This window comes from Rhodobacter sp. 4.3.4, from assembly GCF_058724655.1.
The window spans coordinates 335,900-359,683 of sequence record NZ_CM178967.1 but is presented as its reverse complement, the minus strand read 5'-3'; the positions used below and the strand labels follow the sequence as shown (position 1 = coordinate 359,683).

The 23,784-nt window shown below is 63.1% G+C and carries 19 protein-coding genes and 1 tRNA gene; 3 read left to right on the top strand and 17 right to left on the bottom strand.

Translation table 11 applies throughout. The features are described from left to right. Positions 1-43: 43 nt before the first annotated feature. From fusA to AC4PTB_RS01650, 4 genes are all read right to left on the bottom strand, one after another. Positions 44-2,167: an elongation factor G gene (gene fusA / locus AC4PTB_RS01665; protein WP_492191390.1), complete on the bottom strand. Its 2,124-nt coding sequence runs from the start codon at positions 2,165-2,167 to the stop codon at positions 44-46. A gap of 12 nt (positions 2,168-2,179) precedes the next feature. Then, positions 2,180-2,650, bottom strand: a complete 471-nt coding sequence (gene rpsG / locus AC4PTB_RS01660) for a 30S ribosomal protein S7 (protein WP_055209137.1) — start codon at positions 2,648-2,650, stop codon at positions 2,180-2,182. 12 nt (positions 2,651-2,662) lie between these two features. Continuing rightward, entirely contained in the window at positions 2,663-3,034 is a 372-nt protein-coding gene (gene rpsL, locus AC4PTB_RS01655; protein WP_010399029.1) for a 30S ribosomal protein S12, read from the bottom strand. Positions 3,035-3,293: 259 nt separating this feature from the next. Next, positions 3,294-3,464: a hypothetical protein gene (locus AC4PTB_RS01650; RefSeq protein WP_492191389.1), complete on the bottom strand. Its 171-nt coding sequence runs from the start codon at positions 3,462-3,464 to the stop codon at positions 3,294-3,296. A 101-nt stretch (positions 3,465-3,565) separates the two neighbouring features. Between AC4PTB_RS01650 and AC4PTB_RS01645 the strand changes: the two genes are divergently transcribed. Then, complete coding sequence (locus AC4PTB_RS01645; RefSeq protein ID WP_492190214.1) at positions 3,566-4,747, top strand: IS5 family transposase; 1,182 nt, start codon at positions 3,566-3,568, stop codon at positions 4,745-4,747. Positions 4,748-4,828: 81 nt separating this feature from the next. Here the strand turns inward: AC4PTB_RS01645 and AC4PTB_RS01640 are convergent, their stop codons facing one another. The 10 genes from AC4PTB_RS01640 to AC4PTB_RS01595 all read right to left on the bottom strand — a co-directional run bounded on the left by AC4PTB_RS01640 (position 4,829) and on the right by AC4PTB_RS01595 (position 17,772). Then, positions 4,829-5,473, bottom strand: a complete 645-nt coding sequence (locus AC4PTB_RS01640; RefSeq protein WP_492191388.1) for a glycosyltransferase — start codon at positions 5,471-5,473, stop codon at positions 4,829-4,831. 113 nt (positions 5,474-5,586) lie between these two features. Next, positions 5,587-9,825, bottom strand: a complete 4,239-nt coding sequence (gene rpoC / locus AC4PTB_RS01635; protein ID WP_492191387.1) for a DNA-directed RNA polymerase subunit beta' — start codon at positions 9,823-9,825, stop codon at positions 5,587-5,589. Between the two features lie 50 nt (positions 9,826-9,875). After that, on the bottom strand, positions 9,876-14,015 hold the full coding sequence (gene rpoB, locus AC4PTB_RS01630) for a DNA-directed RNA polymerase subunit beta (protein ID WP_492191386.1): 4,140 nt from the start codon (positions 14,013-14,015) through the stop codon (positions 9,876-9,878). A 237-nt stretch (positions 14,016-14,252) separates the two neighbouring features. Then, positions 14,253-14,627, bottom strand: a complete 375-nt coding sequence (rplL, locus tag AC4PTB_RS01625; RefSeq protein ID WP_492191385.1) for a 50S ribosomal protein L7/L12 — start codon at positions 14,625-14,627, stop codon at positions 14,253-14,255. A gap of 68 nt (positions 14,628-14,695) precedes the next feature. After that, a complete protein-coding gene (gene rplJ, locus AC4PTB_RS01620; RefSeq protein ID WP_492191384.1) occupies positions 14,696-15,211 on the bottom strand; it encodes a 50S ribosomal protein L10 in 516 nt (171 codons plus the stop codon). Between the two features lie 222 nt (positions 15,212-15,433). Beyond that, positions 15,434-16,132 (bottom strand): 50S ribosomal protein L1, encoded by a 699-nt coding sequence (gene rplA / locus AC4PTB_RS01615; protein ID WP_492191383.1) that lies wholly within the window; start codon positions 16,130-16,132, stop codon positions 15,434-15,436. Positions 16,133-16,135: 3 nt separating this feature from the next. Next, positions 16,136-16,588, bottom strand: a complete 453-nt coding sequence (gene rplK, locus AC4PTB_RS01610) for a 50S ribosomal protein L11 (protein ID WP_492191382.1) — start codon at positions 16,586-16,588, stop codon at positions 16,136-16,138. Between the two features lie 81 nt (positions 16,589-16,669). After that, a complete protein-coding gene (nusG, locus tag AC4PTB_RS01605; RefSeq protein ID WP_013066033.1) occupies positions 16,670-17,209 on the bottom strand; it encodes a transcription termination/antitermination protein NusG in 540 nt (179 codons plus the stop codon). Positions 17,210-17,382: 173 nt separating this feature from the next. Further along, the gene (gene secE / locus AC4PTB_RS01600) at positions 17,383-17,565 is read right to left on the bottom strand and encodes a preprotein translocase subunit SecE (RefSeq protein ID WP_081024549.1); all 183 of its coding nucleotides are present in this window, start codon (positions 17,563-17,565) and stop codon (positions 17,383-17,385) included. A 131-nt stretch (positions 17,566-17,696) separates the two neighbouring features. Next, positions 17,697-17,772 (bottom strand) — tRNA-Trp (locus AC4PTB_RS01595). A gap of 270 nt (positions 17,773-18,042) precedes the next feature. Here AC4PTB_RS01595 and pnp point away from each other — a divergent pair. Continuing rightward, entirely contained in the window at positions 18,043-20,196 is a 2,154-nt protein-coding gene (pnp, locus tag AC4PTB_RS01590; protein ID WP_492191381.1) for a polyribonucleotide nucleotidyltransferase, read from the top strand. 69 nt (positions 20,197-20,265) lie between these two features. On the opposite strand, the gene AC4PTB_RS01585 is transcribed toward pnp, so the two are convergent. Then, positions 20,266-20,484, bottom strand: coding sequence for a hypothetical protein (locus AC4PTB_RS01585; RefSeq protein ID WP_492191380.1), 219 nt, complete (start codon positions 20,482-20,484; stop codon positions 20,266-20,268). A gap of 238 nt (positions 20,485-20,722) precedes the next feature. Between AC4PTB_RS01585 and AC4PTB_RS01580 the strand changes: the two genes are divergently transcribed. After that, positions 20,723-22,159 (top strand): aldehyde dehydrogenase family protein, encoded by a 1,437-nt coding sequence (locus AC4PTB_RS01580; RefSeq protein WP_492191379.1) that lies wholly within the window; start codon positions 20,723-20,725, stop codon positions 22,157-22,159. Between the two features lie 158 nt (positions 22,160-22,317). Here AC4PTB_RS01580 and rpsO read toward each other — a convergent pair whose 3' ends face one another. Both rpsO and AC4PTB_RS01570 read right to left on the bottom strand, forming a co-directional pair. After that, a complete protein-coding gene (gene rpsO / locus AC4PTB_RS01575) occupies positions 22,318-22,587 on the bottom strand; it encodes a 30S ribosomal protein S15 (protein ID WP_013066028.1) in 270 nt (89 codons plus the stop codon). Between the two features lie 132 nt (positions 22,588-22,719). After that, a complete protein-coding gene (locus tag AC4PTB_RS01570; protein WP_492191378.1) occupies positions 22,720-23,757 on the bottom strand; it encodes a calcium-binding protein in 1,038 nt (345 codons plus the stop codon). Between the last annotated feature and the right edge of the window lie 27 nt (positions 23,758-23,784).

Sequence of the window (23,784 nt, the reverse complement as noted above, 5' to 3'; positions counted from 1 at the left end):
ATCCTGCGCGAGAGGGGGCCCGGGCGTTCCGGGCCCCGTCGCATCAGGCGTATTTCTTCTGGATCTCGTCCGAGATGTTCTGCGGCACGGCGTCATAATGATCGAAGATCATCGTGAAGACGGCGCGGCCCGAGGACATCGAACGCAGGTTGTTGATGTAGCCGAACATGTTGGCCAGCGGCACCATCGCGTTGATCACGTTGGCATTGCCGCGGGTGTCCTGCCCCTGAACCATACCGCGACGGCTGGTCAGGTCGCCGATGATGCCACCGGTATATTCTTCCGGCGTCACCACTTCGACTTTCATGATCGGTTCAAGCAGCTTCGCACCGGCCTTTTTCAGACCTTCGCGCATCGCCGCACGGGCCGCGATTTCGAAGGCCAGAACCGACGAGTCGACATCGTGGAAAGCACCGTCGATCAGCGCCACCTTGAAGTCGATCACCGGGAAGCCCGCCAGCGGACCCGAGTCCATCACCGACTTGATGCCCTTTTCGACGCCGGGGATATATTCCTTCGGCACCGCACCGCCCACGATCTTGCTCTCGAACGAATAGCCTTCGCCCGGTTCCGTCGGGGTGATGACAAGCTTGACGCGCGCGAACTGGCCGGTACCACCGGTCTGTTTCTTGTGCGTGTAGTCGATTTCGGACTGCGTCGAGATGGTTTCACGGTAGGCCACCTGCGGCGCACCGATGTTGGCTTCCACCTTGAACTCGCGACGCATGCGGTCGACGAGAATGTCGAGGTGAAGTTCGCCCATCCCCTTCATGATCGTCTGGCCCGATTCGAAGTTCGTCTCGACGCGGAACGACGGGTCTTCGGCCGACAGGCGGGCGAGCGCGAGGCCCATCTTTTCCTGGTCGGCTTTCGACTTCGGTTCCACGGCGATCTCGATCACCGGCTCGGGGAAGGTCATGGTTTCCAGAACCACCGGTTTCGACGGATCGCAAAGCGTGTCGCCCGTGGTGGTGTCCTTCAGACCGGCCAGCGCGATGATGTCCCCGGCAAACGCCTCTTCGATCTCCTCGCGGTTGATCGCGTGCATCATCATCATCCGGCCAACGCGTTCGCGCTTGCCCTTCGTCGAGTTCAGCATCTGGTCGCCCTTCTTGAGCGCGCCAGAATAGATCCGGGTGAAGGTCAGCGAGCCCACGAAGGGGTCGTTCATGATCTTGAACGCCAGCGCCGAGAACGGTTCCGCATCATCCGCATTGCGGGCGATGTTGCGGGTTTCGGTCTCGTCATCGGGCGAGAAGCCCATCAGCGTCGGCACGTCGACCGGCGCCGGCAGGAAGTCGATCACCGCGTTCAGCAGCGGCTGCACGCCCTTGTTCTTGAAGGACGACCCGGCCAGAACCGGGAAGAAGGCCATGGCAAGGGTGCCCTTGCGGATCAGACCGCGCAGGGTTTCCTCGTCGGGCTCGTTACCTTCGAGATAGGCTTCCATCGCCGCGTCGTCCTGTTCGACGGCGAGTTCGATCATCTTGGCACGCCATTCGTCGGCGAGGTCTTTCAGATCGTCGCGGATCGGCTGACGAACCCAGCTTGCGCCAAGGTCTTCACCCTTCCACACCCACTCTTCCATCTTGATCAGGTCGATGATGCCTTCGAGCTTGTCCTCGGCACCGATCGGCAGGACCACCGGGCAGGGGGTGCCGCCGGTGCGATCCTTGATCATGTCGACGCATTTGAAGTAGTCGGCGCCGATCTTGTCCATCTTGTTGACGAAGACGATCCGCGGAACCTTGTAGCGGTCGGCCTGACGCCACACCGTTTCGGTTTGCGGTTCGACCCCGGCGTTGGCGTCCAGCAGGCAGACCGCGCCGTCAAGCACCGCCAGCGAGCGTTCGACTTCGATGGTGAAGTCGACGTGGCCGGGGGTGTCGATGATGTTGAAGCGGTACTTCGTCGCGGAAGTGCCCTCGGTGCTCGGATCTTCCTGACGCTGCCAGAAGGTGGTGGTCGCAGCCGAGGTGATGGTGATCCCCCGCTCCTGCTCCTGCTCCATCCAGTCCATCGTCGCGGCGCCGTCATGCACCTCGCCGATCTTGTGCGACTTGCCGGTGTAGAAAAGAATCCGTTCGGTCGTGGTGGTTTTCCCGGCATCGATGTGGGCCATGATGCCGAAGTTGCGGTAGCGCTGGAGCGGATATTCGCGTGCCATGAGAGGCTCTCCTTACCAGCGGTAATGGCTGAACGCTTTGTTCGCGTCGGCCATCTTGTGGGTGTCTTCGCGCTTCTTCACCGCCGAACCGCGCGAGTTCATGGCATCGAGCAGCTCGCCCGCGAGGCGCTCTTCCATGGTGTTCTCGTTGCGGTTTTTCGCGGCGTTGATCAGCCAGCGAATCGCCAGCGCCTCACGGCGCGACGGACGCACTTCGACCGGCACCTGATAGGTGGCACCGCCGACGCGACGCGAGCGAACTTCGACCGAGGGCTTCACGTTGTCGAGCGCCTCGTGGAACACTTCCACCGGGGCGCGCTTGGCGCGGCCTTCGACGCGCTCGAGCGCGTTGTAGACGATCCGTTCCGCGACCGACTTCTTGCCGTCGATCATCAGGTTGTTCATGAATTTGGTCAGCACGCGATCGCCATATTTGGCGTCGGGCAGCACTTCGCGCTTTTCAGCTGCGTGACGACGAGACATCTGGTGATCTCCTTATTTCGGACGCTTCGCGCCGTATTTCGAACGACGCTGACGACGGTCTTTGACGCCTTGGGTATCCAGCACACCGCGCAGGATGTGGTAACGGACACCCGGAAGGTCTTTCACCCGGCCGCCGCGGATGAGCACGACGGAGTGCTCTTGCAGGTTGTGCTTTTCGCCCGGAATGTAGGAGATGACCTCGAAGCCATTCGTCAGGCGGACTTTGGCCACCTTACGCATAGCGGAGTTCGGTTTCTTCGGCGTCGTGGTGTACACGCGCGTGCACACGCCCCGCTTTTGCGGGCACGACTGAAGGTGCTGCGACTTGGAGCGCTGCACCTTGGGCTGCCGCGGTTTGCGGATCAGCTGCTGGATCGTCGGCATTCGGTTCCCCGTTCTGCTGTCAATACTCGCACCCGGACCTGGGTGCGCCACTTCTCGACGACATTCCGCGCCCATCGCGAAACGCCAAAACCGTCCGGGCCACCCGAAGGCTGCCGAACGGGTGATATCCAGAGGAGCGGGCTATGGGACCCGGACCATCACCACTGTCAATCGTCTCCCGCGGGCAGGTCTGTCCGCAGGATCGCCGCGGCTATAGGCGGTTGCGCCCCCCTTGTCAACCGCGCAGCCCCCGCGGCCCTCAGGTGCCGGTCATCAGCGTCTCGATCCGGTCGAAATCGAGACCGAACTTCTGCTGCAACAGCACCGCCGCCCGGTCCCGCCCGACCGGCTCCATACTGCCGGAGAAATGCGGCTTCGACTTGTTGTCACGATGCAGGCTGCGCAGATAGACGATATCCTGCTGATCCATCCAGGTGTTGTGGACCTGCCCTAGCAGGCCGCTGAAATAGTCGGCCTCGACCGCGGATGCAGAACATGATTCACCCCTTCCCATAGCGAAGGGGGATCACGATGCGGGGCACGGACGAGACGAGCGGGTCGCTTTTCAGCTATGTCGACCTCGAGGATCGCATCCCGGCCAGGCATCCGCTGCGCAAGATCCGGCAGGTGGTCAATGATGCGCTGGCCAGCCTCGATGCTGATTTCGAAGGGCTTTACATCCGCTTCGGCCGCCCCTCGATCGCGCCGGAACGGCTGATCCGGGCGAGCCTTCTGCAGATCCTGTTTTCGATCCGCTCCGAGCGCCAGCTGATGGAGCAGATGGATTACAACCTGTTGTTTCGCTGGTTCGTCGGGCTGGGGATCGACGATCAGGTTTGGGTGCCGACGGTTTTCACGAAGAACCGCGACCGGCTGATGAATACCGAGATGTCGCGCAAGATAATGGCCGCGATCCTGGCGCATCGCGAGGTGGCGCCGCTCCTGTCGGACGAGCATTTCTCGGTCGATGGCACGCTGGTGAAGGCTTGGGCGTCGATGAAAAGCTTTCAGCCGAAGGCGCCGCCGCCCGAGGCCGAGGATCCCGATGATGATCCGGGTGACGAGGATCCCGGCGCGCCGCCGCCGCCAAGCCCCGCCCCCGACGCGACCGAAGCAAAGCCCGATCCGATGCCCCGCAGCCGCCGCCAGAACCGCAATGCCGAGGTCGACTTCCGGGGCGAGAAACGCTCGAATGCGACGCATGCCTCGACCACCGATCCCGAGGCGCGGCTTTACAAGAAATCCCCCGGCACCGGTGCGATGCTGTGCTTCATCGGCCATGCGCTGATGGAGAACCGCTCCGGCCTGATCGTGCAGGGCGAGCTGACCCGCGCCGATGGCCACGCCGAACGGCAAGCCGCGCTCGACATGATCCACCGACATTCGCCGGGGTCAACCCGGCGCCTGACGCTGGGCGCCGACAAAGGTTATGACGCCGCCGAATTCATCCGAGATCTGCGCAGGGCCTGCGTCACGCCCCATGTCGCGCAAAAGGCCCGACATTCCGCCATCGACCGCCGCACCACCCGCCACGACGGCTACGCCCTTTCCCTCAAGCATCGAAAGCGGATCGAAGAGGCTTTCGGCTGGGCCAAGACGGTCGGAGGGATGGCGCAGACGATGTATCGCGGCATCGAACGGGTGCAGTCGCGGTTCATCCTGACGATGGCCGCCAACAATCTGGCAAGACTGCCCAGGCTGCTCGCCGCCTGAGGACGAAGAGCAGTGGACCGGCGGGCGCTCAAGCCCAGAACTCGTACGAAAACGGGAAGTCCTTCTCGTCTGCCGACTATTTCAGCGGCCTGCTAGGGCGCGGTGGTTATAGGCATAGATGTTGCCCGCAAAAGACACCGGCGCCAGAAGCGCGGTGCCGATCGACAGCGGCGTGCGTTCGACCGCGCGCTGATAGCTCGTGCCCGTCTTCGAATAGGTCAGATAAAGCCCGCGGTTGAAGGAAATCCCGATCGGCTCGTCCCGGTCGGGAATCACGTGGACCTTGGCCGCCAGAGCGCGCAGCGTGGCGATGAAATTCAGGTTCACCGCGTCGTCGTCGTCCAACCGGAAGGTGGTGCGATGGGTGAAACCGGCATTTGGCACTTCGGCAAAGGCCTCGCGGATGCCCTGATAATGCGGCATCGGCGGCTTTTCGACGATCCGCACGAAGGCCAGCCCGTCCAGCAGCCGGTCAAGCCGCTTGCGCCATCTCTTCGGGAAATCCTGTGCCACCAGAAAGATGCAGGTGAAATCCGGGTCCGTCTGCGCCTTCAGCACCGGCAGGCAAATCCCCTCGAACAGCCGGAACCGGCGTTCCAGCCGCGCCTCGTCGAACAGGAAGGCCTTCATATCCGCAACGGTGTCGAAGCCGGGGTAGAAATCGCCGGTGGTGACAAAGGAAAAGCGGATCAACCCGACGATCTGGTTGCGAAATTCTGGCGACAAGACACTGGCTCCCGTTCTGACCGCGGCAGGATTTCCGCTTCGATCCCGGGGGTCAAGGCAAAAGAAAACCCCCGCGCAGCGGACTGCGCGGGGGCTTTGGTCGGATCAGCCGATCAATCGCGGCTTTCCGGGGTTTCCACCGGGCCGAAATCTTCCTCGCCATAGCCGGTGTCGATCGGCGCCGCCAGAGCCGCGGCATCGATGGCCTCGGCGCGACGCGCCTCGATCACCTTGCTGTCGCGCTCGGCTGCGATCTTGCGCACGCGGGTGGTGGCGCCACCCGTGCCCGCCGGGATCAGACGGCCGACGATGACGTTTTCCTTCAGCCCGACCAGCTTGTCGCGCTTGCCCTGCACCGATGCTTCGGTCAGCACCCGCGTCGTTTCCTGGAACGAGGCCGCCGAGATGAACGACCGCGTCTGCAAGGACGCCTTGGTGATGCCCAAGAGCACCGGCTCGCCCGTCGCCGGACGGCCGCCGCGGGCTTCGACCTTCGCATTCTCTTCGTCGAACTCCGACTTGTCGATGTTCTCGCCCTTGAGAAGCGTGGTGTCGCCGCTGTCGAGGATCTCGATCTTCTGCAGCATCTGCCGCACGATCACCTCGATGTGCTTGTCGTTGATCTTCACGCCCTGCAGCCGGTAAACGTCCTGCACTTCGTCGATGAGGTAGTCGGCCAGAGCCTCGATCCCCATGATGCGCAGAATGTCATGCGGCGCCGGGTTGCCGTCCATGATGTAGTCGCCCTTCTGCACGAAGTCGCCTTCCTGCACCGGGATGTGCTTGCCTTTCGGCACCATGTATTCGACCGGCTCCAGCCCCTCTTGCGAGGGCTCGATGGTGATGCGGCGCTTGTTCTTGTAGTCCTTGCCAAAGCGCACATAGCCGTCGAGTTCGGCGATGATCGCGTGATCCTTCGGACGACGGGCTTCGAACAGTTCCGCCACGCGGGGAAGACCCCCGGTGATGTCCTTGGTCTTCGCCCCTTCGCGCGGAATACGCGCCACCACGTCCCCGGCCTTCACCTCCTGCCCGTCCTCGACCGACAGAATCGCATCGACCGACATCGGATAGGTGACCGGGTTGCCCGCATCATTGCGGACCGGCTCGCCATCGGCATCGACGATGATGATCTCCGGCTTCAGATCGTTGCCCTTCGGCGCCGAGCGCCAGTCGGTCACGATCTTCTGCGTCATGCCGGTGGCTTCGTCGGTCTCTTCGCGCACCGCAATGCCCGAGATCAGGTCGACGAATTTCGCCACACCGGCCTTTTCGGCGATGATCGGCAGGGTATAGGGGTCCCATTCGAACAGTTTGGTGCCGCGTTTCACCGCGTCGCCATCCTTGACGAAGATCTTCGAGCCGTAGGACAGCTTGTGGCTCGCCCGTTCCTCGCCCTGATCCGAGACGATCGCCAGCTGCATGTTGCGGCCCATGACGATCTGCTCGCCCGCGTCGTTGATCAGCAGGTTGGCGTTGCGGAACTCGATCTTGCCCTCCTGGCTGGCTTCCAGGAACGACTGCTGGCCGCCCTGCGCGATGCCGCCGATGTGGAAGGTCCGCATCGTCAGCTGCGTGCCCGGTTCGCCGATCGACTGCGCCGCGATGATGCCCACCGCTTCGCCCTGGTTCACCAGCGTACCACGCGCCAGATCGCGACCGTAGCAGAGCGCGCAAACGCCCTCTTCGGCCTCGCAGGTCAGCGCCGAGCGGATGCGGATCGACTGGATCGCGTTCTGCTCGATCAGATCGGCCTTGCGCTCGTCGATCAGCTCGTTCTTGCGCACCAGCACCTCGTCGGTGCCCGGAACCAGAACGTCATCGGCGGCGACACGGCCCAGCACTCGTTCCGACAGCGGCGCGACGACTTCGCCGTCGTTGACGGCCGCCGAAGCGGTGATCGCGCGTTCGGTGCCGCAATCGTGCGAACGCACGATGCAGTCCTGCGCCACGTCCACCAGACGACGGGTCAGGTACCCCGAGTTCGCCGTCTTCAGCGCGGTATCGGCCAGACCCTTGCGGGCGCCGTGGGTCGAGTTGAAGTATTCAAGAACGGTCAGACCTTCCTTGAAGTTCGAGATGATCGGCGTTTCGATGATCTCGCCCGAAGGCTTGGCCATCAGGCCGCGCATGCCCCCCAGCTGCTTCATCTGCGCCGGCGAACCCCGCGCCCCGGAGTGGGACATCATGTAGACCGAGTTCGGCTCTTTCTCGGCGCCCGCGTCATCGACGCGCACGGCGGAAATTTCCTTCATCATCTCGGCCGCGACGGCATCCGAGCATTTCGACCAGGCATCGACGACCTTGTTGTACTTCTCACCTTGGGTGATCAGACCGTCCATGTATTGCTGTTCGAATTCCTTGACCTGATCGCGCACGGCATCGACGATCTCCCACTTGCGTTCGGGGATCAGCATGTCGTCCTTACCGAACGAGATGCCCGCCTTGAACGCTTCGCGGAAGCCCAGACCCATGATCTGGTCACAGAAGATCACCGATTCCTTCTGGCCGCAGTAGCGGTAGACGGTGTCGATGACGTTCTGCACGTCTTTCTTCCGCAGCGGGCGGTTCACCAGATCGAAGGGCGCTTTCGCATTGAGCGGCAGCAGGTTGCCCAGACGGATCCGGCCCGGCGTAGTGTCATAGCGCTTCCAGACCTCGTTGCCCTCTTCGTCGATCTGCTTGATCCGGGCCTTCACCTTGGCATGCAGGTGCACGGCGCCCGAGGTCAGCGCATGTTCGACTTCCTCGACCGAGGCGAAGACCATGCCTTCGCCGACCATGCCCTTGCGCTCCATCGTGGTGTAGTAAAGCCCAAGGATCATGTCCTGCGACGGAACGATGATCGGCGCGCCGTTGGCGGGCGAGAGCACGTTGTTCGTCGACATCATCAGCACGCGCGCCTCGAGCTGGGCTTCCAGCGAGAGGGGCACGTGAACGGCCATCTGGTCACCGTCGAAGTCGGCGTTGAAGGCCGAGCAGACGAGCGGGTGCAGCTGGATCGCCTTGCCTTCGATCAGCGTCGGCTCGAACGCCTGAATCCCCAGACGGTGCAGCGTCGGCGCGCGGTTCAGCAGCACCGGGTGTTCGCGGATCACCTCGTCAAGGATATCCCAGACCTCGGGACGCTCTTTCTCGACCAGTTTCTTCGCCTGTTTCACCGTGCTCGACAGGCCCTTGGCTTCAAGGCGCGAGTAGATGAAGGGCTTGAACAGTTCGAGCGCCATTTTCTTCGGCAGGCCGCATTGATGCAGCTTGAGTTCCGGCCCGGTCACGATGACCGAGCGGCCCGAGAAGTCGACGCGCTTGCCGAGCAGGTTCTGACGGAACCGGCCCTGCTTGCCCTTGAGCATGTCGGACAGCGATTTCAGCGGCCGCTTGTTGGTGCCGGTGATGACGCGACCGCGACGGCCGTTGTCGAACAGAGCGTCAACGGCTTCCTGCAGCATCCGCTTTTCGTTGCGCACGATGATATCGGGCGCCCGCAGTTCGATCAGCCGTTTCAGACGGTTGTTCCGGTTGATCACGCGACGGTAAAGGTCGTTCAGGTCCGAGGTCGCGAAGCGGCCGCCATCGAGCGGCACCAGCGGGCGCAGTTCCGGCGGGATCACCGGCAGCACCGTCAGGATCATCCATTCGGGACGGTTTTGCGATTCAAGGAAGCTTTCGACGATCTTCAGACGCTTGATGATCTTCTTCGGCTTGAGTTCGCCCGTGGCTTCCTTCAGCTCCTCGCGCAGCTGTTCCGCGGTCGCCTCAAGGTCGATCGCGGCCAGCATCTCGCGGATCGCTTCCGCACCGATATTGGCGGTGAAGGCGTCGGCGCCGAACTGGTCCTGCGCATCCAGATATTCGTCCTCGGTCAGCAGCTGACCATAGGAGAGCTCCGTCAGACCGGGTTCGATCACGACGTAGTTTTCGAAATAAAGGATGCGTTCCAGATCCCGCAGCGTCATGTCGAGCATCAGGCCGATGCGCGAGGGCAGCGATTTCAGGAACCAGATGTGGGCGACGGGCGAGGCCAGCTCGATGTGGCCCATGCGCTCGCGGCGGACCTTTTGCAGCGTGACTTCAACGCCGCATTTCTCGCAGACGACGCCGCGATATTTCATCCGCTTGTATTTGCCGCACAGGCATTCGTAGTCCTTGATCGGCCCGAAGATGCGGGCGCAGAACAGGCCGTCGCGCTCGGGCTTGAAGGTCCGGTAGTTGATCGTCTCGGGCTTCTTGATCTCGCCATAGGACCACGAGAGGATCCGTTCCGGCGAAGCAAGCGAGATCTTGATCTCGTCAAAGGCCTTCGGCTGCGCCAGCGGGTTGAACGGGTTGTTGTTGGTGATTTCCTGGTTCATCAGATCTTTCCTTGCGTGAGGTCAGAGGGGGGTGGTGAGCGCTTTCGCGCTCACTCTTCCTCCGAATCCAGGAGTTCCATGTTGAGGCCGAGGCCCCGCACTTCCTTGACAAGCACGTTGAACGATTCCGGCACGCCGGCCTCGAAGTTGTCCTCGCCCTTGACGATGCTCTCGTAGACCTTGGTCCGGCCGGCAACGTCGTCCGACTTCACCGTCAGCATCTCCTGCAGGGTATAGGCGGCGCCGTAAGCTTCCAGAGCCCAGACCTCCATCTCCCCGAGACGCTGACCGCCGAATTGCGCCTTGCCGCCCAGCGGTTGCTGGGTGACGAGCGAATACGGCCCGGTCGAGCGCGCGTGCATCTTGTCATCGACAAGGTGGTGCAGCTTGAGGAAGTATTTCACGCCCACGGTGACCGGACGGGCGAATTGCTCGCCGGTGCGGCCGTCGAAGACGATCGATTGGCCCGACTTGTTGAAGCCCGCGCGGATCAGCGCATCGTTCACATCAGCTTCCTTGGCACCATCGAAGACCGGGGTGGCGATCGGAACACCACCACGCACCTGTTCGGCGCATTCGATGAACCGCTCGTTCTCCATCTCGGCAAAGACCGCCTCGTAGGTCTCGTCGCCGTAGCCGTGGCGCATTTCCTCGCGCACGGGCGACAGGTCACCGTTGCGACGATAGGCTTTCAGCGCCTCGTCGATCCGGATGCCGAGACCACGGCTGGCCCAACCCATGTGGGTTTCCAGGATCTGCCCGACGTTCATCCGCGACGGCACGCCGAGCGGGTTCAGAACGAGGTCGACCGGGGTGCCATCGGCGAGGAACGGCATGTCTTCGATCGGAACGACCTTCGACACCACACCCTTGTTGCCGTGACGACCGGCCATCTTGTCGCCCGCTTGCAGCTTGCGCTTCACCGCGACGAAGACCTTGACCATCTTCATCACGCCGGGGGGCAGATCGTCGCCCTGACGGACTTTCTCCACCTTGTCATCGAAACGGTGCTCAAGGGCGCGCTTCTGCGCGTCGAACTGGTCGTTCAGCGCTTCCACTTCCTTGGCATCGGCTTCGTTTTCCAGCGCCAGCTGCCACCACTGGCCACGCGACAGCGAGGCGAGCAGCTCTTCGGTGATTTCCGACCCGGCCTTGATCGAGGTGTTCTTCGGCCCTTTGACCGTCACCTTGCCGAGGATCAGCGTTTTCAGACGCGCGTAGATGTTGCGTTCCAAAATCGCCATCTCGTCGTCGCGGTCGCGGGCAAGACGTTCGATTTCCTCACGCTCGATCTGCAGCGCGCGTTCGTCCTTGTCCACACCATGACGGTTGAAGACGCGAACCTCGACGATCGTGCCATAGGCGCCGGGCGGCAGACGCAGCGAGGTATCGCGGACGTCGGACGCCTTTTCACCGAAGATGGCGCGCAGAAGCTTTTCTTCCGGCGTCATCGGGCTTTCGCCCTTCGGCGTGATCTTGCCCACAAGAATGTCGCCCGGACCAACTTCGGCGCCGATATAGACAATGCCCGCCTCGTCGAGGTTGCGAAGCGCTTCCTCGCCGACGTTCGGGATGTCGCGGGTGATCTCTTCCGGCCCGAGTTTCGTGTCGCGCGCCGCCACTTCGTATTCCTCGATATGGATCGAGGTGAACACGTCATCGCGGTGGATGCGTTCCGAAATCAGGATCGAGTCTTCGTAGTTGTAGCCGTTCCAGGGCATGAAGGCGACGACCACGTTGCGCCCCAGCGCCAGTTCGCCCTGATCGGTCGAGGGACCGTCCGCCACAACCTGACCCTTGGCAACGATGTCGCCCACCTTGACGATCGGACGCTGGTTGATCGTCGAGGACTGGTTCGAGCGTTTGAACTTGCGCAGACGATAGATGTCGACGCCCGCGTCGCCCATGCCGATGTCTTCATTGGCGCGGATAACGATACGCGACGCATCGACCTGATCCACGATCCCGCCACGACGGGCCATGATCGCGGCGCCCGAATCGCGCGCCACCGTCGCTTCCATGCCGGTGCCGACGAAGGGCGCTTCGTTGCGCAGCAGCGGAACCGCCTGACGTTGCATGTTCGAGCCCATCAGGGCGCGGTTGGCGTCGTCATTTTCAAGGAAGGGGATCAGCGCCGCGGCGACCGAAACCAGCTGTTTCGGCGACACGTCGATCAGGTCCACGGCCTCGACCGGGTTGAGCATGAATTCGCCGGCCTGACGGGTCGAGACCAGATCGTTGACGAACTTGCCGTTCTCATCGAGCGTGGCGTTCGCCTGCGCGATGGTGTGGCGCATCTCTTCCGTGGCCGACATGTAGACGACCTCGTCGGTCACCTGACCGTCGCGGACCTTGCGATAGGGGGTCTCGATGAAGCCATATTTGTTGACGCGGGCAAAGGTCGCCAGCGAGTTGATCAGACCGATGTTCTGACCTTCGGGCGTTTCAATCGGGCACATCCGGCCATAGTGGGTCGGGTGAACGTCGCGCACCTCGAAGCCCGCGCGTTCGCGGGTCAGACCGCCCGGCCCGAGCGCCGAAAGACGCCGCTTGTGCGTGACTTCGGAAAGCGGGTTGGTCTGGTCCATGAATTGCGACAGCTGCGAGGAGCCGAAGAATTCGCGCACCGCGGCCGCAGCCGGTTTCGCGTTGATCAGATCCTGCGGCATCACCGTGTCGATCTCGACCGAGGACATGCGTTCCTTGATCGCCCGTTCCATGCGCAGAAGACCGACGCGATACTGGTTTTCCATCAGCTCGCCGACCGAGCGCACGCGGCGGTTGCCGAGGTGGTCGATGTCGTCGATCTCGCCCTTGCCGTCGCGCAGCTCCACCAGCCCCTTGATGCAGGCGATGATGTCGGCGCGGCGCAGCGTGCGCTGGGTGTCCGGCGCATCCAGATCCAGACGCATGTTCATCTTCACCCGGCCCACGGCCGAGAGGTCATAGCGTTCCGAATCGAAGAACAGCGTGTCGAACATCGAGCTTGCGGCTTCGACGGTCGGCGGTTCCCCCGGACGCATGACGCGGTAGATGTCCATCAGCGCGCCGTCGCGGCCCATGTTCTTGTCCGCCGCCATCGTGTTGCGGATGTAGGGGCCGACGTTGATGTTGTCGATGTCGAGACAGGGGATCTCGGTGATGCCGTTGTCCAGAAGCGTCTTCACCGAACCGCCGACCAGCTGGCCGTCACGGTCATATTCCGCCGTCAGCTCGTCGCCCGCTTCGATGTAGATGTAGCCGGTGCGCTCGTTGATGATGTCCTTGGCGCAGTAACGGCCCAGGATGTGGTCGAACGGCAAGAGCAGCTCGGTCACCTTGGCTTCATCGAGCCATTTCTTCACCATCCGCGGCGTGACCTTTTCGCCCGCCTTCAGGATCACTTCGCCCGAAGCGGCGTCGATCAGGTCATAGGTCGGACGGGTGCCGCGCACCCGCTCGGGGAAGAACTTCGACACCCAGCCGCGTTTGCCCTCGGCGCGGAAGGTGACGGTGTTGTAATAGGCATCCATGATGCCTTCCTGATCGAGGCCGAGCGCATAAAGCAGCGTCGTCACCGGCAGCTTGCGGCGACGGTCGATGCGCGCGAACACGAGGTCCTTGGCGTCGAACTCGAAATCAAGCCAGCTGCCGCGATAGGGAATGATCCGGCAGGCGAACAGAAGCTTGCCCGAGGAATGGGTCTTGCCGCGGTCATGGTCGAAGAACACGCCGGGCGAGCGGTGCATCTGCGACACGATCACCCGTTCGGTGCCGTTGACGATGAAGGTGCCATTGGGCGTCATCAGGGGCATGTCGCCCATGTAGACATCCTGTTCCTTGATGTCCTTGACCGACCGCGCCCCGGTGGTTTCATCGACATCGAACACGATCAGACGCAGCGTCACCTTGAGCGGCGCCGAATAGGTCAGATCGCGGCTCATGCATTCGTCAACGTCGTATTTCGGCTTTTCGAGCTCGTATTTCACGAATTCGAGGATCGCGTTGTCATTGAAGTCCTTGATCGGGAAGACCGATTGGAAGACGCCCTGAATGCCTTCGCCGTCCAGCGGACGATCGGCGTCGCCCGAGCGCAGGAACAGGTCATAGGAGGCTTTCTGAACCTCGATGAGGTTCGGCATTTCCAGAACTTCGCGAATTTTGCCGTAGTAACGGCGGATACGCTTCTGACCAACGTAAGCTTGAGCCATGCTCGTCGTGACCTTTCGTCTCTTCGCGGGTGTGCATCGTCGGGGCCCGATGCACGCCGCTTGCGAATGGGAGGCGGTTCCATACCTGCCTTCCGTCCCACCGGAAGGCTCCCGAACCGACCCTGCCTTGGGAAAGGGTTTCGCAAAACCTCTTGCCGAGACAGGTACGGCTGGGCTCGGGGAAACCCCGAACCCAGCCTGAAGTCATCTGATAGGATGCGACAGCACCCTGCCCGATTACTTGAGCTCGACTTTGGCGCCAGCCGCTTCGAGCTTTTTCTTGATCTCTTCGGCTTCGGCCTTGGCAGCGGCTTCTTTCACCTTGCCACCGGCTTCGACGAGATCTTTCGCTTCTTTGAGGCCCAGGCCGGTGACGGCGCGGACTTCTTTGATCACGTTGATCTTGTTCGCACCGGCGTCCACGAGGACGACGTCGAACTCGGTTTTTTCTTCCGCAGCTTCAGCCGGGCCAGCAGCCGGGCCAGCCATGACGACGGCGCCACCGGCGGCCGGCTCGATGCCATACTCGTCCTTGAGGATGGTTTTCAGTTCTTGGGCCTGCAGCAGCGTCAGGTTGACGATTTGCTCGGCAAGGGCTTTAAGATCGGCCATTTTTCCGTTCCATTCTGATATAGGGTTGATCCAACGTCGAGATATCCCGACGAAGGCAAGATGTTGCGTCAGGCGGCTTCCCGCTCCTCAAGAGTCTTGAGGATGCCCGCGATGTTGGAAGCAGGCGCGCCAATGGCACCGGCGATGTTCGAAGCAGGCGCCCCGATGCACGACGCGATCTGAGCGATGAGCTCTTCGCGCGACGGCATGGCGGCAACGGCTTTGACACCGGCCGGATCCAGAGCGTCCTTGCCCATGGCCCCGCCAAGAATGGCGAACTTGTCGTTCGTCTTGGCATAGGCTTCCGCGACCTTGGCCGCAGCCACCGGGTCCTCGGAATAGGCAAGAACGGTCATCCCCGTCAGAAGTTTGGCCATGCTCTCGCAGGGCTTGCCTTCCAGGGCGATCTTGGCGAGCGTGTTCTTGGCAACGCGCACGGACCCACCCACGTCACGCATTTTCGCGCGCAGGTCCTGCATCTGAGCAACCGTCATGCCTTCGTAGCGGGCAACCACCACGACGCCAGAGCTTTCGAAGATCTGGCCGAGTTCCTCGACCACTTTCTCTTTTTGGGCTCTATCCACGGTTACACTCCAAGTATGGGGGTTTCCCCCCGGCTCTGTTTCCCACGGGCACATGCCCGCAGGTCGGGTCCGATCGGTTCCCGAGAGATCGCCCGAGGCAGCAGCCCCGGAAATTCTCGTTCCCCATCTCGGGAAGGACTTACGGGGGAAACCCCCACCCTCCGTCTCGGACAGGACGGGGCTTTTTCAAGCCCCGTCATTCGCCGGTTTCCCGGCAAATTCTCAGCGGGCCGCGGCCGAGGTCAGATCGACCGTCACGCCCGGGCCCATGGTCGAGGACAGCGACACCTTCTTCAGATAGGTGCCCTTGGCGCCCGCCGGCTTGGCTTTCGACACCGCGTCGACAAAGGCACGGACGTTGTCCGCCAGCTTGTCCTCGGTGAACGAGACCTTGCCGATGCCGCCGTGGATCACGCCGGCCTTTTCGACCTTGAACTGCACTTCGCCGCCCTTGGCCGCTTCGATGGCGTTCTTCACATCCATCGTCACGGTGCCGACTTTCGGGTTCGGCATCAGGTTGCGCGGCCCGAGGATTTTCCCCAGACGGCCGACGAGCGGCATCATGTCCGGCGTCGCGATGCAGCGATCGAATTCGATCTTGCCCTGCTGGATGGTTTCCATCAGGTCTTCGGCGCCCACGATGTCGGCCCCGGCGGCTTTCGCCTCGTCGGCCTTGGCGCCACGCGCGAAGACGGCGACGCGGACGGTCTTGCCGGTGCCATGCGGTAGTTGCACCACGCCACGGACCATCTGGTCGGCGTGACGCGGGTCGACGCCCAGGTTCATCGCGATTTCAAGCGTCTCGTCGAACTTGGCCGAAGCCGCCGATTTGATCAGCTTGACGGCCTCTTCAACCGAAAGGTTGGCCTTGCCTTCGAAAGCGGTCCGCGCAGCGGCCGAACGTTTACCGATCTTGGCCATGGCTTACCCCTTAACCTCGATACCGACCGACTTCGCCGAGCCGAGGATGATGTTGATGGCGCCCTGAATGTCGTTGGCGTTCAGGTCTTTCATCTTGGCTTCGGCAATCGCCTTCACCTGCGCCGCGGTCACGGTGCCCGCGACGACGTGGCCCGGCTTGACCGACCCTTTCGGACGGTTGCGCTTGCCCACCGGCTTCAGGCCCGCCGCTTTCTTCAGCATGAACGAAGCCGGAGCGGTCTTCGTTTCAAAGGTGAAGCTCTTGTCGGCATAGTAGGTGATGACGCAGGGAACCGGCGATTCCGGCTCAAGCTCCTGCGTGCGGGCGTTGAACGCCTTGCAGAATTCCATGATGTTGATCCCGCGCTGACCCAGCGCCGGACCGATCGGCGGGGAGGGAGTGGCTTTCCCCGCCTTCACTTGCAGCTTCAGCTGCCCGATGACTTTCTTGGCCATGTGGCCCTCTCCTTTTCACTGCCGCCCCACCATGGGGCGAAGTTTAGTGGTCAGGCGGTCGCCCGCCTCCCACGCATCAACTCAGGCGGTTTTCGACACCTGGGTGAATTCCAGCTCGACCGGCGTCGGCCGGCCAAAGATCGACACCGTGACCTTGAGGCGGCCCGCGGCGTCGTCGACTTCCTCGACCATGCCCGAGAAGCCCTCGAACGGGCCGTCGGTCACGGACACATTCTCGCCGATCTCGAAGCGAATCAGGTTGCGCGGCGCGACGACTTCGCCGGTCGGGCCCTGACGGTTCAGGATCGTGTTCACCTCGGAATCACGCATCGGCGTCGGCTTGCCCTGCGGACCCAGGAAGCCGGTGACGCGGTTGATCGAGGTGATCGCGTGATAGCCACGGTCGGTCATGTCCATGCGCACCAGCACATAGCCGGGCATGAAGCGACGCTCCGACGTGACCTTCTTGCCGCGGCGGATCTCGATCACTTCTTCGGTGGGAACCAGAACTTCCTCGATCTCGTCCCCCAGGCCCTTGTCGATCACGGCCTGCTTGATCTGCTCGGCCACCTTCTTCTCGAAGTTCGAGAGAACGGAAACCGAATACCACCGCTTCGCCATCAACCTGCCTCTTTCCCCCCGGCGGCGAGCGCCGAAATTTTCTCTGCGCAACGGTCCTGCCGCTGCCCTGTCAACAAAGAACGGCGCGCATCATTCGAATCGATGCACGCCGGTTCTTGAGTGTCGTGCCCGTTTAGCCTTGCCCGCCCCGCATTTCAAGGGCTTCGATGGCCTCAGATGAACATTGCCTTGATCCCGAGGTTGATCACCCAATCCACGAGGGAAAAGAAGATCGCCGCCACCATCGCCATGGTCAGCACCATGATGGTGGTCAGAACGACCTCGCGCCGGGTCGGCCAGGTGATCTTGCCAACTTCCGAGCGCACCTGGCTCAGGAACTGGATCGGGTTTGCCATGCTGCTTCCTCTCATGCGACGGCGCCGGGATACGCGCAGATGCGGCAGAATTCAAGCGCGATGCGTGGATCTGCGCCACACCGAAACCGGGCCACAAGCTGCGGCACGCTGCGATTTCGGGAAATGAAGGATGGCAGGAGTTGGGGGACTCGAACCCACGACCCTCGGTTTTGGAGACCGATGCTCTACCAACTGAGCTAAACTCCTGTGCCTGCCGCGTCACTACATATCTTGTGCGGGGCCGTCAAGCGGCTGACGGCGATCTGCGCACAGTTCCCGCAAACCAATTCGCCGCAGCCCGCCGCCGCCGCAACTCGCGCTTCCCAAAACCGCGATTTTCCTGTATGCGCGCACAATCTGCGACGTGAGCCCAACCCCCCGGGCGCATGCGAAGGATTGGGGGGCGGCGGCAATGGGGCCGCCATATGCCGGGAGACATGGGAAGGTCCCATGCGTGCTCCCAGACAGGATACGCTGATGTTCAACGTTACGAAAAAATCGATCCAGTGGGGCGGTGAGACGCTGACGCTGGAAACGGGCAAAGTTGCCCGTCAGGCCGATGGGTCGGTCATCGCCACTCTGGGCGAAACCTCGGTCATGGCCAACGTCACCTTTGCCAAGGAAGCCAAGCCGGGGCAGGATTTCTTCCCGCTGACCGTGCATTATCAGGAAAAATACTACGCCGCCGGCAAGATCCCCGGCGGTTTCTTCAAACGCGAGGCGCGTCCTTCGGAAAAGGAAACGCTGGTCTCGCGTCTGATCGACCGTCCCTGCCGTCCGCTCTTCGTGCCGGGCTTCAAGAACGAAGTTCTGGTGATGGCCACCGTGCTGTCCTGCGATCTGGTGAACGATCCCGACATCGTCGCGATGATCGCCGCCTCGGCCGCGCTGACGATCTCGGGCGTGCCCTTCATGGGGCCGATCGGCGCCGCGCGCGTGGGCTTCGTCAACGGCGCCTATGTGCTGAACCCGGCCATGGACGACATGACCAAGCTGCGCGACAACCCCGAGCAACGTCTGGATCTGGTCATCGCGGGCACGAAAGACGCCGTGATGATGGTGGAATCGGAAGCCTATGAGCTGACCGAGGACGAGATGCTCGGCGCGGTCAAGTTCGGCCACGAACAGATGCAGCCGGTGATCGACCTGATCATTTCGCTGGCCGAAGAGGCCGCGAAAGAGCCCTTCCATTTCGACGCGCCCGATTACTCGGCGCTGCTCGAGCGGGTGAAAGCCGCGGGCGAGACCGAGATGCGCGCCGCCTTCGCGATCCGCGACAAGCAGGAACGCTCGAATGCGATCTCGGCGACGGTCGATCTGATCAAGTCGAAGCTCTCGGAAGAAGACCTGGCCGACATCAACCTCGGCTCGGCGATCAAGGCGCTCGAATCGGGCATCCTGCGCGGTGACATCATCAACGGTGGCGCCCGCATCGACGGCCGCGACAACAAGACCGTGCGTCCGATCGTGGCGGAAGTCGGCATCCTGCCGCGCACCCATGGCTCGGCGCTGTTCACCCGCGGCGAAACGCAGGGTCTGGTCGTGACCACGCTCGGCACCGGCGATGACGAACAGATCATCGACGCGCTGAACGGCAACACCCGGTCGAACTTCCTGCTGCACTACAACTTCCCGCCCTATTCGGTCGGCGAAGTGGGCCGCGTCGGCAGCCCGGGCCGTCGCGAGATCGGCCATGGCAAGCTGGCCTGGCGCGCGCTGCAGGCGGTTCTGCCCGCGGCGACCGACTTCCCCTACACGATCCGCGTCGTCTCCGAGATCACCGAATCGAACGGCTCGTCCTCGATGGCCTCGGTCTGCGGCGGCTCGCTGTCGATGATGGATGCCGGTGTGCCGCTGAAAGCCCCGGTGGCCGGTGTGGCCATGGGTCTGATCCTGGAAAATGACGGCCGCTGGGCGGTTCTGACCGACATTCTGGGCGACGAAGACCATCTGGGCGACATGGACTTCAAGGTGGCGGGGACCGAAAACGGCATCACCTCGCTGCAGATGGACATCAAGGTCGCAGGCATCACGCCCGAGATCATGCAGCAGGCGCTGGCGCAGGCGAAAGACGGCCGCATGCACATCCTGGGCGAAATGTCGAAGGCCCTCTCGGCCGGTCGTCAGGAATTCTCGGCCCATGCGCCGCGGATCGAGACGATGCAGATCCCGACCGACAAGATCCGCGAAGTGATCGGCTCGGGCGGCAAGGTGATCCGCGAGATCGTCGAGGTCTCGGGCGCCAAGGTCGACATCAACGACGACGGCGTGATCAAGATCGCCTCGGCCAATGCCGAAGCCATCAAGAAGGCCTATGACATGATCTATTCGATCGTGGCCGAGCCGGAAGAGGGCAAGATCTACCGCGGCAAGGTGGTGAAGCTGGTCGATTTCGGCGCCTTCGTGAACTTCTTCGGCAAGCGCGACGGTCTGGTGCATGTCTCGCAAATCGCGGGCAAGCGTCTGAACCATCCGAACGAGGCGCTGAAGGAAGGTCAGGAAGTCTGGGTCAAGCTTCTGGGCTTCGACGATCGCGGCAAGGTGCGCCTTGGCATGAAGATGGTCGATCAGGAGACCGGCGCCGAGCTGCCGCCCGAGGCGAAATCGAAGGACGAGCAGCCCGAGGGCTGATCGCAGCGCAAAAACGGCAAAGCCCCCGCAACCGCGGGGGCTTTTGCTTTTCGGCCCTTGGGCCGGGGCTCAGCGCCCGTAGACGGCATGACGGGCCAGATCGCGGGCATTGTGACGCGACAGGCCAAGGTCGAACCAGTCGGCATCGGTCATGCGGTCGAATTCCGCCAAAAGCGCGACATAGGCGCGACGTTGCGCATGGGCCGCGCGCAGCTGCGCGACGGCATGGACAAGCACATCCAGCAAGGCGACGGGGCGGGGCTGGGACAGCGTGGAAGCGAGGGGCATCTTTTCGTCTTTCGGTCTCCGGCAGGACCATCCCGCCGTTACCGACAACCTGCGCCTGAAGCGGCCATCGCACAATCCGGGGATTGGACAAGGCCGCGATGCCGAAACTGCATGACTGGTAAGGTTTTGTTACCACATGGCCGAAAATAATTTGATCAAATTTTCCGGCAGAAGGCTTGTCACAAGGCCTTCCCCCTGTCACGCTGACGCCACGCTGGCCCGGACAAGGGAGACTGCCATGATCGAGAAACGCCACTTCTACATCGACGGAACATGGGTCGGCCCGCATCAGCCGCGCGACCATGCCGTGATCGACCCTTCGACCGAGGAGCCCTGCGCGGTGATCTCGCTCGGCGACCGGGCGGATACGGAGGCGGCGGTGGCCGCCGCCCTGCGCGCCGGTCCCGGCTGGGCCGCGACGCCCCCCGCCGCGCGTCTGGCGGCGGTGGAACGCCTGCTGGCGATCTATCAATCCCGGGCCGAGGAAATGGCGCAGGCGATGAGCCTTGAGATGGGCGCACCGATCGATTTCGCCCGCGAAAGCCAGGTCGGTGCCGGCATCTGGCATATCTCGAATTTCATCCGCGCCGCCAAGGACTTCCAATGGCTGCATCCGCTCGGCGACGGCACGCCCGGCGCGATGATCGCCTATGAACCCGTCGGCGTCGTCGGCCTGATCACGCCCTGGAACTGGCCGATGAATCAGGTGACGCTGAAAGTCGTTCCGGCGCTGCTCGCCGGTTGCACGATGGTTCTGAAACCCTCGGAGGAGGCGCCGCTCTCCGCGCTGCTCTTTGCGGAATTCGTGCACGCGGCGGGCGTGCCTGCGGGCGTCTTCAACCTGGTGAACGGCGACGGCGCGGGCGTCGGCACGCAGCTGTCCACCCATCCCGATGTCGAGATGATCTCCTTCACCGGCTCGACGCGGGCGGGCAAGGCGATCTCTCAGGCCGCCGCGGCGACGCTGAAACGGGTCTGTCTGGAACTGGGCGGCAAGGGGGCCAATCTGGTCTTTGCCGATGCCGACGACAACGCCATCGCCCGCGGCGTGCGGCATTGCATGAACAACTCAGGCCAAAGCTGCAACGCGCCGACGCGGATGCTGGTCGAGCGCCCGCTTTACGACCGCGCCGTACAGATCGCCGCCGAGGTTGCCGCCGCGATCAAGGTCGCCCCGGCGCAGGCGCCCGGCCGCCACATCGGCCCGGTGGTGAACGCGGCCCAATTCGAGAAGATCCAGTCCCTGATCGAAACCGGGATCAAGGAAGGCGCCCGTCTGGTCGCGGGCGGCCTTGGCCGCCCCGAGGGGCTGAACAAGGGCTTCTTCATCCGCCCGACCGTCTTTGCCGATTGCACCCCGGACATGACGGTGATGCGCGAGGAAATCTTCGGTCCGGTGCTTTCGATCATGCCCTTCGACACCGAGGCCGAGGCTGTCTCCATCGCCAATGCCACGCCCTATGGCCTGACCAATTACGTGCAGTCGCAAGACGGCGCCCGGCGCAACCGGCTGGCGCGGCTGCTGCGCTCGGGCATGGTCGAGATGAACGGCCAAAGCCGCGGCGCGGGGGCGCCTTTCGGCGGCGTGCGCGCCTCGGGCCGCGCCCGCGAGGGCGGCCGCTGGGGCATCGAGGAATTCTGCGAAGTGAAGTCGATCTCGGGCTGGGCGGACTGACCCGCCGCCCCAAATCGGCCCCCTTTCATCTTGCCGCAAATACCTCGGGGGTGCGGGGGCAGCGCCCCCGCGGGCGGCGCAACAGACCCCGGACCCGGCCCAAAGCAAAACGCCTGCCCCGGGGGGCAGGCGTTCCGTTTTTCGAAACCCGAAAGGGATCAGCGGCGCAGGCCGAGACGCTCGATCAGCGACTGGTAGCGGGCCACATCCTTCTTCTTCAGATAGTCGAGCAGTTTGCGGCGCTGGGCCACCATCATCAGCAGGCCACGACGCGAATGGTTGTCTTTCTTGTGGGCCTTGAAGTGCTCGGTCAGCGTCGCGATGCGCGAGCTGAGGATCGCCACCTGGACTTCCGGCGAGCCGGTGTCGCCTTCCTTGGTGGCAAATTCTTTCATCAGACGGGTTTTGGTCTCGACGGTGATCGACATCGGGGTCTCCTGTGCAAAGGGTGATGGCGCAAGCCGGGATGTCGTCCAGCAGGGCCCGTGGAGTCTCCGCCGAATCCGGCGGATGGCGGCGTTTAGCGGAAAAACGCTGCAAAGGAAAGCCCAAAGCCCGGGTCAGACGGCGCCGAATTCCTCGGGGGTGATCAAAAGCACATCCTCGGGGCGCAGATCGCCCGCAGCGACCACCTCGGCCAGATGCACCCCATTCAGGGTGATCCAGACATTGCCCTCGGTCGTCGCGGGCTCCAGCGTCACTTCCGGGGGGACGCCATTGTCCGGGTCATAGACGACGACGATCTGATCGGCGCTGGAATCGTAATCGGTGATCGTCGCGGGGGTTTCGGGATCGATCCACTCGCCCAGCGCGAACAGATCGCCATCCTCACCGCCCGAGGCCCAATCACCCGCACCTATCATCAGCGTATCGGCCCCCACACCGCCGTTGAGGAAATCCATACCATCGGCATCACTGTTGCCGCTTTGACCGTCCGAAACAACCCCGATGAGAAGGTCGTCGCCACTTCCGCCGCTCAGCTCGTCCGTGCCGGTGCCGCCGATCAGCGTGTCCTCCCCGGCATTGCCGCACAGGCTGTCATCGCCCGCATCGCCCTCAACGCGATCCTCGCCCGCACCGCCCAGAAGCAGGTCCGCGCCCGCGCCGCCACCCAGACTGTCGTCGCCAAAGCCTGCCGCCAAGGTGTCATCGCCCGCCCCGCCGATCAGCGTGTCGTCGCCGCGCCCGCCCTCAAGGCTGTCGTCGCCGCGCCCGCCCTCAAGGCTGTCGTCGCCCGCCGCGCCCACAAGGCTGTCATCGCCATCGCCGCCGCGGAGGGTATCGTCCCCGGCATAGCCATTGATCTGGTCATCGCCCGCCAGACCGTCAAGCTGATCGTCGAAAAGATCGCCCCAAAGGATGTCGCGTCCATCGGTCGCCTCCGGCGAGGGCTCGGGCTCGGTCGGGATCTCGTCGGGCAGGGTGGTCTCGGTGTCATCGGTCGAAGGATCTTCGGACCCGGTGCCAGCATCGGTATCGGCTTCGTCCCGATCCTGCGCGCTATCCCCGACCGTCCCGGTCTCAGTATCCCCGGTCGGGGCGACACCTGCGGCAAGACCCGCCATCAAAAGACCCAGAAACCCCGACAGGAACAGCATGGCGCACCCTCACCCTTACCGGCGCAT